This window comes from uncultured Sphingomonas sp. (assembly GCF_913062585.1).
GTDB lineage: Bacteria > Pseudomonadota > Alphaproteobacteria > Sphingomonadales > Sphingomonadaceae > Sphingomonas.
The window spans coordinates 1-14,174 of sequence record NZ_CAJXWX010000028.1; the positions used below are offsets into that span (position 1 = coordinate 1).

General features: G+C 65.9%; 13 protein-coding genes. 7 read left to right on the top strand and 6 right to left on the bottom strand.

The annotated features are described in order from the left end of the window. Positions 1 to 181: 181 nt before the first annotated feature. Positions 182 to 1,555: a class II 3-deoxy-7-phosphoheptulonate synthase gene (locus QZ546_RS15335; protein WP_294239437.1), complete on the bottom strand. Its 1,374-nt coding sequence runs from the start codon at positions 1,553 to 1,555 to the stop codon at positions 182 to 184. Between the two features lie 194 nt (positions 1,556 to 1,749). Here QZ546_RS15335 and QZ546_RS15340 point away from each other — a divergent pair, with 194 nt between their 5' ends. The 3 genes from QZ546_RS15340 (at position 1,750) to QZ546_RS15350 (ending at position 5,211) form a co-directional block, all read left to right on the top strand. Beyond that, complete coding sequence (locus QZ546_RS15340) at positions 1,750 to 2,793, top strand: M48 family metallopeptidase (RefSeq protein ID WP_294239440.1); 1,044 nt, start codon at positions 1,750 to 1,752, stop codon at positions 2,791 to 2,793. 186 nt (positions 2,794 to 2,979) lie between these two features. Next, positions 2,980 to 4,746 (top strand): methyl-accepting chemotaxis protein, encoded by a 1,767-nt coding sequence (locus tag QZ546_RS15345; RefSeq protein WP_294239443.1) that lies wholly within the window; start codon positions 2,980 to 2,982, stop codon positions 4,744 to 4,746. Positions 4,747 to 4,896: 150 nt separating this feature from the next. After that, on the top strand, positions 4,897 to 5,211 hold the full coding sequence (locus tag QZ546_RS15350) for a hypothetical protein (protein WP_294239444.1): 315 nt from the start codon (positions 4,897 to 4,899) through the stop codon (positions 5,209 to 5,211). 24 nt (positions 5,212 to 5,235) lie between these two features. Here QZ546_RS15350 and cysS read toward each other — a convergent pair whose 3' ends face one another. Next, positions 5,236 to 6,693: a cysteine--tRNA ligase gene (gene cysS, locus QZ546_RS15355; RefSeq protein ID WP_294239447.1), complete on the bottom strand. Its 1,458-nt coding sequence runs from the start codon at positions 6,691 to 6,693 to the stop codon at positions 5,236 to 5,238. Positions 6,694 to 7,130: 437 nt separating this feature from the next. Between cysS and rpsU the strand changes: the two genes are divergently transcribed. The 3 genes from rpsU (at position 7,131) to QZ546_RS15370 (ending at position 8,766) form a co-directional block, all read left to right on the top strand. Continuing rightward, the gene (gene rpsU / locus QZ546_RS15360; RefSeq protein WP_007404630.1) at positions 7,131 to 7,337 is read left to right on the top strand and encodes a 30S ribosomal protein S21; all 207 of its coding nucleotides are present in this window, start codon (positions 7,131 to 7,133) and stop codon (positions 7,335 to 7,337) included. A gap of 161 nt (positions 7,338 to 7,498) precedes the next feature. Beyond that, on the top strand, positions 7,499 to 8,068 hold the full coding sequence (locus tag QZ546_RS15365) for an FKBP-type peptidyl-prolyl cis-trans isomerase (RefSeq protein WP_294239449.1): 570 nt from the start codon (positions 7,499 to 7,501) through the stop codon (positions 8,066 to 8,068). 251 nt (positions 8,069 to 8,319) lie between these two features. Next, a complete protein-coding gene (locus QZ546_RS15370; protein ID WP_294239555.1) occupies positions 8,320 to 8,766 on the top strand; it encodes an HIT family protein in 447 nt (148 codons plus the stop codon). A gap of 452 nt (positions 8,767 to 9,218) precedes the next feature. Here the strand turns inward: QZ546_RS15370 and QZ546_RS15375 are convergent, their stop codons facing one another. The 4 genes from QZ546_RS15375 to wecB form a co-directional block, all read right to left on the bottom strand. Further along, a complete protein-coding gene (locus QZ546_RS15375) occupies positions 9,219 to 9,458 on the bottom strand; it encodes a hypothetical protein (RefSeq protein ID WP_294239451.1) in 240 nt (79 codons plus the stop codon). Between the two features lie 195 nt (positions 9,459 to 9,653). Next, the gene (locus QZ546_RS15380) at positions 9,654 to 10,358 is read right to left on the bottom strand and encodes a metallophosphoesterase family protein (RefSeq protein ID WP_294239454.1); all 705 of its coding nucleotides are present in this window, start codon (positions 10,356 to 10,358) and stop codon (positions 9,654 to 9,656) included. A gap of 126 nt (positions 10,359 to 10,484) precedes the next feature. Then, entirely contained in the window at positions 10,485 to 11,753 is a 1,269-nt protein-coding gene (gene wecC / locus QZ546_RS15385) for a UDP-N-acetyl-D-mannosamine dehydrogenase (RefSeq protein WP_294239457.1), read from the bottom strand. Further along, positions 11,737 to 12,879: a non-hydrolyzing UDP-N-acetylglucosamine 2-epimerase gene (wecB, locus tag QZ546_RS15390; protein ID WP_294239460.1), complete on the bottom strand. Its 1,143-nt coding sequence runs from the start codon at positions 12,877 to 12,879 to the stop codon at positions 11,737 to 11,739. Before wecB ends, wecC begins: the two co-directional genes overlap by 17 nt. 112 nt (positions 12,880 to 12,991) lie before the next feature. On the opposite strand from wecB, the gene galU reads away from it, so the two are divergent. Next, positions 12,992 to 13,852: a UTP--glucose-1-phosphate uridylyltransferase GalU gene (gene galU / locus QZ546_RS15395; protein WP_294239462.1), complete on the top strand. Its 861-nt coding sequence runs from the start codon at positions 12,992 to 12,994 to the stop codon at positions 13,850 to 13,852. The last annotated feature ends 322 nt before the right edge of the window (positions 13,853 to 14,174 follow it).

Genomic DNA, 14,174 nt, shown 5'->3' on the forward strand with positions numbered 1-14,174 from the left:
TCGAACCCGTGTTTTCGCCGTGAGAGGGCGACGTCCTAGACCGCTAGACGAAGGGGCCGTGTGCGGTGGAGGGGCGCTGTTAGCGGGGGTGGGGAGGGGCGTCAAGCGCTTCCGGTGGAAAGTCGCATAAAAGTAAAAGGGCGGGGCGACCTGGTGTCGTCCCCGCCCTTTTTCCATCGGATCAGGCGGCGTCCTTGCGGCGCTCGGCCATTTCCTCGTTCAGCATCTCGGCCAGCAGGAAGGCCAGTTCCAGGCTCTGGCCAGCGTTCAGGCGCGGGTCGCAGTGCGTGTGGTAGCGGTCGGCGAGCGACTGTTCGGTCACGTCGATCGCGCCGCCGGTGCATTCGGTGACGTTCTGACCGGTCATCTCGGCATGGATGCCGCCGGCATGGGTGCCCTCGGCGCGGTGGACGGCGAAGAAGCCGCGCACCTCGGCCAGGATCCGGTCGAAGGGGCGGGTCTTGTAACCGGTCGCCGCCTTGATCGTGTTGCCGTGCATCGGGTCGCAGGACCAGACGACCGGATGGCCCTCGCGCGTCACGGCGCGGACGAGCTTGGGCAGATGCGCCTCGATCTTGTCATGGCCGTAGCGGGTGATGAGCGTCATGCGCCCCGGCACACGGCCAGGGTTCAGCGTGTCGAGCATCCGCAGCAACGCCTCGGGCTCCAGGCTGGGCCCGCACTTCACGCCGATCGGGTTGCCGATGCCGCGCAGGAACTCGACATGCGACGAACCCTCGAAGCGGGTGCGGTCTCCGATCCACAGGAAATGGGCCGAGGTGTCGTACCAGTCGCCGGTAAGCGAATCCTGCCGGGTCAGCGCCTGCTCATAGGGGAGCAGCAGCGCCTCGTGGCTGGTGTAGAAGCTGGTCTGCGCCAGCTGCGGGACTGAGGCGGGGTCGATGCCGCACGCCGCCATGAAGTCCAGCGCCTCGCCGATGCGGTCGGCCATCTCGCTATATTTCTGCGCCCAGGGGCTGCGGCCCATGAAGTCGTGGGTCCAGCGGTGAACCTGATGCAGATTCGCATAGCCACCCTGCGCGAACGCGCGCAGCAGGTTCAGCGTGGCCGCCGACTGGGCGTAGGAACGCAGCATCCGCTGCGGATCGGGCACGCGTGCTTCGGCGGTGAAGGCGATGTCGTTGACATTGTCGCCGCGATAGCTGGGCAGCTCGACCCCGCCGATCACCTCGGTATCGGCCGAGCGCGGCTTGGCGAACTGGCCCGCCATGCGGCCGAGCTTCACGACCGGCAGCTTGGAGGCGAAGGTCAGGACGACCGCCATCTGCAGGATGACGCGGAACGTGTCGCGGATATTGTTGGCGCTATGCTCGGCAAAGCTCTCGGCGCAGTCGCCGCCCTGGAGCAGGAAACCCCGGCCCGCCGCCACCTCGGCCAGCTCGGTGGTCAGGTTGCGCGCCTCGCCCGCAAAGACCAGCGGCGGATAGGTCGCCAGCGTCTTGGTCGCGGCGTCCAGTGCATTCTGGTCGGGGTAACGGGGAAGCTGGCGCGCTTCGGCATTGGTCCAGCTGTCGGGGGCCCAGTTCGCGGCCATGATCGTCCTGCTCTTTCGTCTTTATGGTCTGAGGGATCGCCCATGCGCCGAATCGCGCCCATACGCAATGAAGTTGGCGTTTGGGACGGGCAAGTCGCGCCTATTGTTGCGCGTGATACGGCTTTGCGCCGGACTGATGCGGATTGCGCCGGGTGGTTTTGCGATGACGCGGCGAAGCGGGTAGCAGGAAGGCGATGTCGCGTTTCTCCATCCTGTCATCGGGGCTGATCGCCCTGTCCGCCATGGTGTCGACCCTGTCGATCGCCACGCCGTCCCCCGCGCCCGCCGCGCCACCGGTCGTGGTGGCGAAGGACGATGATTCGGTTCTGTTCGGGGCCATGCGCGACGTCGATCTGCGGCTGGGGACGATCGCGTGGCGGCTGGCGACGGCCAATGCGCCGATCTGCGCCGACCGGGCGCCGACGCCCGGCCTGACCCTCCATGCGATCGACCAATATGATCCGGCGGTGCGCCAGCAGTTGCCCGCGATCTTCGGTTTCGAGGGGCCGGTCGCGGTCGAGGCGGTGGTGCCGGGTAGTGCGGCGGCAAAGGCCGGGATCGCCGCGAACGATACGGTCGTGGCGGTCGACGGCAAGCCCCTGGTCGTGAACCTGGCAGGGGCGGACCAAGCCAGCACCGCGACGCGCGACGCCGCCCAGCGCCAGATCGCCGCCGAACCCGCCGACCGCCCCCTGCGCCTGACGATCCTGCGTCACGGCCAGACGCGCGAGGTGACCGTTCCCGCCCAGCCCGGCTGTCGATCGCGCTTCGAGATGCTGATGGGCCCCGGCCTGACCGCATCGGCGGACGGCGATATCGTGCAGATCGGATCGCGCTTTTTCGAGCGGTTCGACGACCGGATGATCGCCGTCGTCGTCGCGCATGAATTTTCGCACAATATCCTGCACCACCGCGAACGGCTGGACGCTGCGGGGGTGAAGCGTGGCATGTTGTCCGAATTCGGGCGCAACGGGCGGCTGTTTCGCCAGACCGAGACCGAGGCCGATCTGCTCGGCGTGCACCTGATGCGCAATGCGGGTTATGATCCCCAGGACGCGGTGCGCTTCTGGCGCGAGCATGGCGGCGAGGTGGACGGCGGCATCTTCCGCAGCCGCACGCATCCCTCCTCCTCGGCGCGGGCCGATGCCGTGGCGGCCGAGATCGCGGCGATTCCGCCGGATGCGCCGGTGCCCGATCACCCCAGGTTGATCGACCAGGCGCGGGCCGCGCTCCAATAGGAAGCGCGCATGGTGTGCGACGCTATTTCAAGCGCTTAACGAACTTTTTGTAAGTGGGACCATATCACTTGGCAAAATCGCATGCAGAGGGCTCGCGATTTGCCGGGAAGCACCATGTTGTCATCTTTGCCCATACCCAAGAAAATCGGATTGGCGTTCGCCGCCGTCATCCTTTCGGTTTCCGTCATGAGCGGCATTCTGTGGTGGGCATTTTCCCGGATCGAATCGACGACTGCCGTCAGTGTGAAGGCGCAGGACGTCTATAGCCTGACGCTGGAGATGGAAGGCGGGGTTCAACGCGAAAACAGCCAGATGCGCGGCTTTCTGATCACCTTGGACGAAGCCTATCTGAAGCAGTATTTCGAGTCGCGTGAAACCGAGACCAATGCGGCCGCCAAGCTGTCGGCTCTGCTGGCCGACGAACCGGAGGCCCGCGCCCTTGTTGCCAAGTCCCACGAGAACATGCAGGATTGGCGGCGGACCATTGGCGATCCGCTGATCGCGCGGAGCCGGACGGATCGCGACGGGGCGCAGGACTGGTTGCGGGCCAACAGCGCGAAGGTTCGGGTCACCTCGGTCCTCCAGGCGCTGCGCGATGTGCGGGCGCAGACCCGCGATCGCATGGTCGTCATCCGCGCGGCCCGAATGACGGCCGTGCGCATGGGCCAGTGGAGCCTGATTGTCGGCGGCGTCATGTTGGTCGGCGTGGCGGCCGCGATGGCGATGCTGTTGTCGCGCTCGCTGGGGCGGCCGATCGTTCGCCTGACCGAGGTGATGGAGGAACTGGCGCGCGGCCGTAACAATATCGCCATTCCGGATGTGGATCGCGGCGACGAACTGGGTGGCATGTCGCGTGCGGTCGTCGTCTTCCGCGACACCGCGGTCGCCAAGGAAAAGGCCGATGCCGAGCAGGATCAGGTCGTCGCGCATATCGGGGCGGCGCTGGGCCAGCTCGCCGACTCGGACCTGACGGCCAAGCTGTCGGGCTTCCCGGCCTCGTACGGGGCGATCGAGCGGGACTTCAACATGGCGGTGTCGCGGCTGTCGACGGCGCTGTCCGGCGTCCGGGTGAATGCCGCCGGGATCGCCAGCGGCACGGTGGAGATGCACGAGGCCGCCGACGATCTGGCACGCCGCGCCGAGCAGCAGGCGGCGAGCATCGAGGAAACCTCGGCCGCGATGAGCGAGATCGCCCAGTCGGTCACCGCCGCCGCTGCCAAGGCGCAGTCGGCCGAAACCATCGTCCGCAAGGCGACCGCCGATGTCGCCAATAGCGAGGACATCGTCCGCCGCACCGTATCGGCGATCGGCGATATCGAGCGCTCGTCCAACGAGATCGCCGAGATCATCGCGGTGATCGACGGGCTGGCGTTCCAGACCAATTTGCTGGCGCTGAACGCGGGCGTCGAGGCGGCGCGCGCCGGCGATGCAGGTAAGGGCTTTGCCGTCGTCGCCTCCGAAGTGCGGGCGCTGGCCGAGCGTTCGGCGGAGGCCGCGCGCAACATCAGCGCGCGGATCACCACGACGGTCGAGCGGGTGCGCAGCGGCGTCGATCTGGCGGGCAAGACCGACGAGTCGCTGCGCCTGATCGCCACCGGCATGAAGGAGATCGCCGGGCTGGTCGGCGCGATCGCGGGCAGCGCCGCCGAACAGGCGACCAGCATCCAGCAGGTCAATCTGGCGGTCAGCGACATGGACGGCGTGACGCAGTCCAACGCCGCCATGATCGAGGAGGTCACGGCGGCGGTGCGTACCCTGTCGAGCGAGACACGCTCGCTGGAAGAGCAGATCAACCGCTTCCGCGTCGACGGTGCGGTGCCCGTACCCTTGGCACCGGTCGCGGCGATCCATCGCGCGCCCGCCCAGGCTGCGGCACCGGCGCGACGCGCGCCGGGGACGGTTCGCCGTAATCTGGCCGTCAAGCAGGATGAAGACGACTGGAGCAGCTTCTGATCCGGCACTGATGCCCCGCCGATGCCAGGGGCCCGCCATCCGGGAGATGGCGGGCCCTTTTTGCATCTTCCTATCCAATTCGGTCGGGAATCGATGCACGGCCGACCCGGGGGATTGTCAACCGACCCGGGGCGGGGCAATCCGAAAGCCATGGATATTCCTGAACGCTATGCCCAGTTCATTCAGTGGATCGGCGACGGAACCGGCATGGCCGACAGCCTGCTGCACGTTCATGCGGGCATGGCGGTGCTGTTCCTGGCGCGCATCCTGACGCGCAAGTCGCTGGCGACGCCGATCCCGCTCGCCTGCGTCGCGCTGGCGGAGGCGGGAAACGAGATTCTCGACCGGCTGCACTATGGATCGTGGCGCTGGGGCGACACGCTGGGCGACATCGCCAATACCATGTTCTGGCCCACGGTGCTGTTCATCGGCCTCAGAATGCGAACGCCGAGCGGGCGGCGATAAGCATGGAGTGACGGCCGGGGGCGTTCACCCCTCCGGCAGTACCGGCTTCCAGTCCCAGCCCAGCGGATCGCCGTCCATCACCTCGACCCCGGCGGCGAGCAGCGTGTCGCGGATCGCGTCGGACCGCGCGAAATCCTTGTCGGCGCGGGCGTCGCGGCGATCGGCCAGATGCGCCTCGATTTCGGCTTCGTCGAGCGTCGCGGCCTTGGGCCGCATACGCAGATCGGCGCGGGTCAGCGTCGCCAGTTGCAGCCCCAGCGTCGCGTCGAAATCGGTCAGTGCAGCGAGCCGCACGCCCGGCGACAGCTTCTTGTCGCCCAGCATCTCGTCCAGCACCGGCAGCGCGCGGGGCGTCGCCAGATCGTCCGACAGCGCGGCGTCCAGCCGCTCGCGATAGGCGCTGGCGTCGCCCTTTTCGGGGGCGTCGGCGCGGGCACGCAGGCCCTCGACCGTCTGGACCAGCCGCTTCAGCCGTACCTGCGCGGCGGCAAGGCCGTCCCAGCCGAACTCCATCTCCGACCTGTAATGCGCCTGAAGGCACATCAGGCGATAGGCCAGCGGGTGGAAACCGCGATCCATCAGCGCCTGCAGCGTCAGGAACTCGCCCGACGACTTGGACATCTTGCCCGTCCGGTCGACCAGGAAGTTGTTGTGCATCCAGATATTGGCGCCGGTCTCCGCCGAGCAGCCATGCGCCTGGTTCTGCGCGATCTCATTGGGATGGTGGATCTCGCGATGGTCGATGCCACCGGTATGGATATCGAACTGCGCGCCCAGATATTGTTTGCTCATCACCGAGCATTCCAGATGCCAGCCGGGTGCGCCGGGGCCCCAGGGGCTGTCCCATTCCATCTGGCGCTGCTCGCCCGGCGCCGAGGCGCGCCAGATGGCGAAGTCGGCCGGGTGGCGCTTGCCCGCGACGGGGTCGATCCGGCTCTCGCCCTCATCGTCCTGATGTCGCGCCAGGCGTCCGTAGTCGGGCACGGTCGTCACGTCGAAATACAGGCCGTCGGGCAGGCGATAGCAATGCTTCGCCTCGATCTCTTTCGCGAATGCGATCATCGCCGGCACATGCTCGGTCGCCAGCGGGAAGCGGGTCGGCTCGGCGATGCCCAGATCCTTCAAGTTCCGCTTGAAGGCGTCGGTATAATGTTTGGCGATCGCCCAGATGTCCTGGCCGCTCTTCTTCGCGGCGGCCTCCATCTTGTCGTCGCCCGCATCGGCGTCGGACGTCAGATGGCCGACATCGGTGATGTTGATGATATGGGTGAGCGGCCAGCCCTTCCACCGCAGCACGCGCGATAGCGTGTCGGTGAAGACATAGGCCCGCAGATTGCCGATATGCGCGTAGTTATAGACGGTCGGCCCGCAGGAATAGACGCGGACATTGGCCGGGTCGATCGGCTGGAACGCCTCCGCCGCGCGGGTCAGGCTATTGTACAGGGTCAGCGGGATGCGGGGGGTGGAAGCGGTCGCGGTCATGCCGCTTGCCTTAGAGTCTGTTGGGAAGCACGCCAAGGCGCGTTTCGCGCCCCGCTTGAGGGCCCCGGTCCGGTGGAAGTCGGACCGGGGCTGACGCGATGACAGGGGAGGCACCGCGCCGTTTCGTTCCTGCGCCTGGTCAAGAGACGGGAACGTGTCAGGGTGTCCGGCATACGGGAGTTAGCCGGACGGGTGGCTTCTAGGTCGGGCCACCTCTCCATGGCATGGCCATCACATGACATTGTCATTGGGTTGGGTCATTGGGTTGGGTCATTGGGTTAGGCTGTCCCGTTCCTCGCGCCGTCTTCTGAAGAGGTGGTGCGATTTGCGATCCAACGGGTTGTCATCGACCGGCCGCGCTGCTAGGAGCGCCCGACGATGCGGCCACAGTTGTTCTGCGGCCGCTTTATCCTGTTTTGCCGGAGCAATTCGTTTTTATGCAGATCATCGTTCGCGACAACAATGTGGATCAGGCCCTTCGCGCGCTCAAGAAGAAGCTGCAGCGGGAAGGCGTGTATCGCGAAATGAAGCTCCGTCGCCACTATGAAAAGCCGTCGGAAAAGCGCGCTCGCGAGCGTGCGGCGGCGGTGCGTCGTGCGCGCAAGCTGGAGCGCAAGCGCGCCGAGCGCGACGGCGCCCGGTAATAGACCGAGCGATCGGGGATCGTCGTTCCATGGCCGCGATGGCCGGAACGACGCCCTGATCGGACCGGCGGCCGATGCGTGCATAGCGAATCGGCCGGCGCCTTCAGGGTCGTCATTCCGGGCGACCCGCTGAACGCCCAAGCACAAAGCGAGAAGCAGGCATGTCCGTAACCGCTGTTCCCCTTCGTCCCGTCCGGCGTTCCTATCTGGTCTGGATATGGGTGGCGGTGGCGGCCGCGATCGTCGTCGCCGCGCTGCTGGCGCGTCAGGGTGATGCCGCTCTGCTGCGCGAAGCGCGTGGGGCAGGCGTTACGACAACTGCCTCGGGCCTTCAGTATAAGGTGATCGAGCCCGGTCAGGGTGGCCCGCATCCGACCGCGACCGATGTGGCGCTGGTCAATTATACCGGTCGCCTGATCGACGGCAGCGTGTTCGAAGCGTCGAAGCAGCCGACCCCGATGCAGGTGTCCAGCGTCGTGCCCGGCTTTGCCGAGGCGCTGAAGCTGATGCCCAAGGGTGCGAAGTACCGCTTCTGGCTGCCGTCGAAGCTGGGCTATGGCGATCGCGCCAATGGCCCGATCCCGGCCAACTCGACCCTGGTGTTCGATGTCGAGATGATCGACTTCATCCCCGAGTCGGTCCTGCGGCAGATGCAGGCGCAGCAGTCGATGATGGGCGGGATGCCCGGTGGGGTTCCTGGCGGCGTTCCCGGCGCGCCGTCGCCCCGCTGATCGACGCGGCCTGATCAGACTTCTGATCGGAACAGGATCGCCGGAGCCCCATGGGTTCCGGCGATTTTTGTTGGGTCCGAGATGGCCTTTGCGGCGAAATCCTATCCTGTCTCATTCGTGAGACAAGTCTCTCAAACATGCTAGCTGTTGACCGTCTGGCCCATTTCTCTTTGGCAGGAAGGGCTTCGGGGCGGGCATCCATCGGCTTGGGGACAGGATTTCATGACGGCATCTGATGTATTTTCTGCAGGATCGTCGCGGGGCAGGCGCCGTCCCATGTGATCTGGGAGGATGAGCGACATCTCGCTTTCCTGTCCATCTTTCCGAACACCGAAGGGTTTTCGGTCGTGATCCCGAAGGCGCATTATACGAGCTATCTCTTCGACCAGCCGCCCGAGGTGATCTCCGACCTGGTTCTGGCGAGCGGGCAGGTGGCCAAGCTGCTTGATCGCCGACTGGCGGATGTCGGCCGGACAGGGATGATGTTCGAAGGCTTTGGCGTGGATCACCTGCACGCCAAACTCTTTCCGATGCACGGAACCAAGGCGTCCGCGTGGGCCCCGCGCAAATCGAACGTCTCCAAGTATTTCGAGCGATATGAGGGGTATATCTCATCGCATGACTATGAGCGTGCCGATGATGAGGCGTTGGCAAAGCTCGCACGTCATATTCGCGCTGGAGTAGTTTGGCCGACGTAGGGTGCCAGCGGCCCCTATCTACAAGCGATCTTCAGCACCGCCGAGATTGCGCGCTGCAGCACGACCCAGGCGGAGGCTCTGGTGCTCCCGGCAAGGCGCTGGCTCCCGCCTGAGCATTGCTCAGGGCATCTTGAGCTCAGCGAGGGAAGAGGGGCGGTCAGCGATGTGTGCTTGGACCGTGGGCTTCCCTGGGTGGGGCGCATTTCAAATAGAGGACGTAGCGTGGCTCTCGATGATGGGTATATCAAAGCCCTTACATCGCGCCTAATCCGTTATCGGCGATGATCCGCATGTAAGAATGGCCGATCCATGATCCGGTCAAGGCGGGTTTGCCTCGCGTGGGGAAAGGCTTTCCGTTTCCGTCCGCCTTGGCCTGATAACCCATTTCGAACACGCAAAAAAATAGCGGCCCGAAGGCCGCTATTCCTTTTCAGCCCTAAAGCTGAAGCAACTTAGTTGCTGGCGGCCGAGTCGTCCGAATCGGCGACGACCACGATGCCCGCAACAACGGCAGCCGCTGCGAGAACCGCAACGAGGATGCCACCGCCGGCCAGGCCGTTCTTCTTAGCGGCCGGAGCCGAAGCGCGGACCGACTTGGCAACCGAAAGGCTGGCGGCCGGATTCGCAGCCATCGCCGGAGCGACGGTCATCGAAACGGCGGCAGCGGCGACGAGAAACTTCCCAAGACGCATGTCGAACTCCCTTAAATTTGTCAGTGGACCCATGGCACGGAGACCGCAACATGGCAACCCTACCAACGAGTATGGGGCAGTTATGCTCCCACACTGGTGCGGCAATGCAACATTACTTCGCCGCTCTGCGGCTATACTGTGCTTTGCTGCCGCACGGCAATGCCCCGAAAAACGTTTCGCCCCGGTAAAAAGGCTTCAGGTGGAAAAAACGTGGCGCTCGCCATGCTCAAGCATCAAGGCGCTCAGGCGGTCGCTCTGATAGGCCCCAGTGTCGATTCCGATGCGATGCGGCAGGATTTCTACCTCTTCGGCGACCGTATGGCCGTGGACGACCATCTTCTCCAGCGGGGCGCGGTGATCCAGGAACGGGTCGCGAATCCAGCGGGTTTCGGCGGGCTTCTGGTCGGCGATGGCGATGCCCGGCCGGACACCCGCATGGACGAAGACATAGTCGCCCATCACCAGAATCTCGTCCAGCTTCGCCAGGAACTGCTGGTGCGAGGGCGGCACCAGGGCGGCCAGCCGCTCCGCGACCTCGGCATAATCGAGCCGCTCATAGTCCTGGGCGGTCACGCCATAGCTCATCAGCGTCTCGCGCCCGCCGATCCGGCAGAACAGGCGCAGCGCCTTGTCATCGCCCTCGATGGACCGAAGCAGGATCTCCTCGTGATTGCCCATCAGGCAATGGACGTGCGGGTCCGAGGCGCACAACGCGCTGATCCGTTCCACCACACCCGCCGAATCGGGGCCGCGATCGACCAGATCCCCCAGAAAGACGATATGGCGCTCGGCCGAACCGCGCGCGGCGTGATCCGCGTCGATCTGGGTCAGGATCCGGTCCAGCAGGTCGAGCCGACCATGAATATCGCCCACCGCATAGACACGCCGACCGGCGGTCATGAGGGGGACGAATTCGGGCTGACGCTTTCGGAGATTCAGTAACTTGGCAAGCATGAATGGTCTGATGTCCGCAACAGGCCGTTGTCCTTAGTCCTCGCCAATCCCGCACGCAACGTGAAGCGGTGGTCAGCCCTGGTCCGGCCAAAGACCCCGCGTGTCCAGAACCGCCTTGCCGCGCCGTTCGTCGATCGGCACGGAACGGAAGAGATCGTGATCGACCAGAACGACCATCGCGCCGCAAGTTTCCAGTGCGGTGTCGATGTCGATCAACTGCGCGCCGGTCCCGTCAAAGGGGCGGGGCAGGCTGGTCGCGTAGGGCTCGACGATGCGGATGCGGTCGCCAAACCGTGCGGCCAGCGCGGCGGCGACCTTCAGGGCCGGGCTTTCGCGGAAATCGTCGATATTCGCCTTGAACGCCAGGCCCAGGCACGCGACCGGGCTGCCGTCTGGCTGCGCCTCGATCATCGCGGCGGCGCGCGCGATGACATGGTCGGTCTTGCCGTCATTCACCTCGCGCGCGGTGCGGATCAGCGGCGTGTTGGCGGGGTCGGCGGCGACCAGGAACCAGGGGTCGACCGCGATACAATGGCCGCCGACGCCGGGGCCGGGCGACAGGATGTTGACGCGCGGATGGCGATTGGCCAGCCGGATGACTTCCCACACATCGACGCCCAGCGTGTCGGCCACCAGGCTGAGTTCGTTGGCGAAGGCGATATTGACGTCGCGAAAGGCGTTTTCGGTCAGCTTGGTCATCTCTGCCGCACGCGCGGTCGTGGTGACGCAGGCGCCGCGCACGAAACGCCGGTAAAAGGCCAGTGCCTTGCGGGCACATCGCGGGGTGATGCCGCCGATGACGCGGTCATTGTCGATCAGCTCGACCAGGATGCGCCCCGGCAACACACGCTCCGGGCAATAGGCGATGGCGATATCGGCCTGCTCGCCCGTGCGCGTGGCGCCCGGCATCTTCAGGTCGGGGCGCTCGCCCGCGATCAGGTCGCGCACCCGCTCGGTCGTCCCCACGGGAGAGGTCGATTCGAGGATGACCGTGTCGCCGGTCTTCAGGGCCGGCGCGATCGCTCGCGCGGCGTCGAGGACATAGGTGATGTCGGGCTGTCGGTCGTCGGTAAAGGGTGTGGGCACCGCGATGACGAAGACGTCTGCGGGCGCGACGTTCAGCGAGGCCTTCAGGCTGCCGCGCGCGACCACGCCGGAAACCAGGCCGTCCAGATCGACCTCTTCGATATGGACGCGGCCCGAATTGATCGTCTCGACCACCGAAGGGGTCACGTCGACCCCCGTCACCATGGCGCCGGTGCGGGCGATGACGGCGGCGGTGGGCAGGCCGATATAGCCCAGTCCCATCACCGTGACCGAGAGTTCAGAGTCCAAGGGCATGGGTCATGATCCTGCTGATCCGGTCGGCCGTGTCGCCGTTGCCATAGGGGTTGTGCGCCTGTGCCATGGCGGCATAGCGGGCGGGCTCGTCGAGCAGCGCGAACACTTCGCCGACGATCCGCTCCTCATCGGTGCCGACCAGCCGGGCGGTGCCGGCCGCGACGCCTTCGGGCCGCTCGGTCGTCTCGCGCATGACGAGCACCGGCTTGCCGAGCGCGGGCGCCTCTTCCTGCACGCCGCCCGAGTCCGTCAGTACGATATGCGCGGCGTCGAGCGCGCGGACGAAATGCGGATAGTCGAGCGGTTCGATCCGCGCGATGGCCGGGTGGTCGCCCAGCACCGTCTCCATGACGCTGGCGACCTGGGGATTGGGGTGCATGGGGAACAGGATGCCAATGCCCGGCCGCTCGGCGATCCGGCGCAACGCCCGGGCGATCGCGGCCATGCCTTCGCCGAAATTCTCGCGCCGATGGGTCGTCACCAAAACGATGCGCTTGCCCGCCATTCGCGCGAGCACGGCGTCCAGGTCCCCGGCCAGCGCGGGGTCGGCCGCGATCCGGGCCTTGGTCCAGTGCAGCGCGTCGATCACGCTATTGCCCGTCACATGGATGCGGGCAGGGTCGACCCCCTCGGCCTTCAGCGCCTGGGCGGCGGTGTCGGTGGGGGCGAAGTGCAGCGCGGCGATCGGCGCGATCATCCGCCGGTTCACCTCTTCGGGCCAGGGCTGATAGATGTCTCCCGAGCGCAGCCCCGCCTCGACATGCGCCACCGGCACCTTGCGATAATAGGTCGCCAGCGCCCCTGCCATGGCGGTGGCGGTGTCGCCTTGCACGACGACCATCGCGGGCCGCTCGGCGTCGATCACCGCGCCCAGCCCGGTCAGCAGCCGCGCGGTCAGCCGGTCGAGCGACTGGCCCGGCTCCATCAGGTCCAGATCATGATCGGGCGTCAGCCCCGCGATCCGCAGCACCTGGTCCAGCATCCCGCGGTGCTGACCCGTCACGCAGGTCCGCACCGGGACGACGCCCGCGCGCGTCAAGGCGTTGACGACCGGGAACATTTTGATCGCCTCCGGTCTTGTGCCGAACACGAACAGGACGGGCGGGAGGATCGGGGGCTGCGTCATCGGGCGATTCGTAACCTGTCGCTTTTAAGGACACCCTAATCGCATCCCATCCGTCTAGGACTATGTTGCGTCGCACGATCCGGCTAGGGCTTGTGCGATCTAGGGAGGTTTCATGACGATCAAGAAGGTTCGCAAGGCGGTTTTCCCGGTTGCGGGATTGGGAACGCGGTTCCTGCCGGCGACCAAGTCGATGCCGAAGGAGATGCTGACCGTCGTCGACAAGCCGCTGATCCAATATGCGGTCGAAGAGGCGCTGGAGGCGGGGATCGAGCAGATCATCTTCGTCACCGGCCGCGGCAAGGGCGCGCTGGAGGATCATTTCGACATCTCCTACGAACTCGAAGCCACGATGAAGGCGCGCGGCAAGAGCCTCGCCGTGATCGAGGGCATCCGCCAGAAGCCGGGCAGCCCCGTCTATGTCCGCCAGCAGGAGCCACTGGGCCTGGGCCATGCGGTGTGGTGCGCGCGCGAGATCGTCGGCGACGAGCCCTTCGCGGTGCTGCTGCCCGACGAACTGATGGTTGGCGGCTTCATGAAGCAGATGGTCGAGGCCTATGACCAGGTCGGCGGCAACGTCATCGGCGCGCTGGAAGTACCCGACAGCGAAACCGACAAGTACGGCATCATCTCGCCCGGCAAGCAGGACGGTCGCCTGACCGAGGTTACCGCGCTCGTGGAAAAGCCCAAGGGCAAGGCGCCGTCGAACCTGATGATCCCGGGCCGCTACATCCTCCAGCCCGAGGTGATGCAGATCCTCGACGCGCAGGAGCCGGGTGCGGGCGGCGAGATCCAGCTGACCGACGCCATGGCCAAGCTGATCGGGCGGCAGCCCTTCCACGGCTTCACCTTCGATGGCCAGCGTTATGATTGCGGCGACAAGGCGGGCTGGCTGACTGCCAACCTGGCGCTGGGTCTGGCGCGCGAGGATATCGGTCCGGCGGTCCGCGCGTTCGCGAAGACCCTGCTCGGCTGATTTCCGTCTCATTACTGAGGAAAAGGGGGCGGCGCCGAAAGGCTGCCGCCCCCTTTCTTATTCCTCCCCAAGCTATGCTTGGGGAGGGGGACCATCGCGCCAGCGATGGTGGAGGGGCATTACCCGGTGCGAAGGGATGATAGGCGGATGCAGGGCATTGCCCCTCCACCCCCGGGCTGGCGCCCGGCGGTCCCCCTCCCCATCGGAGATGGGGAGGATTGGCGTTTGCTGGCCGCACTGCTGCCCCGTCACTTGCGGATATCGCGTCAGGCGCGCACGCGTGCGTCAAGACGCCGGCCCCTTTCCATTCCTCCCCAAGCTA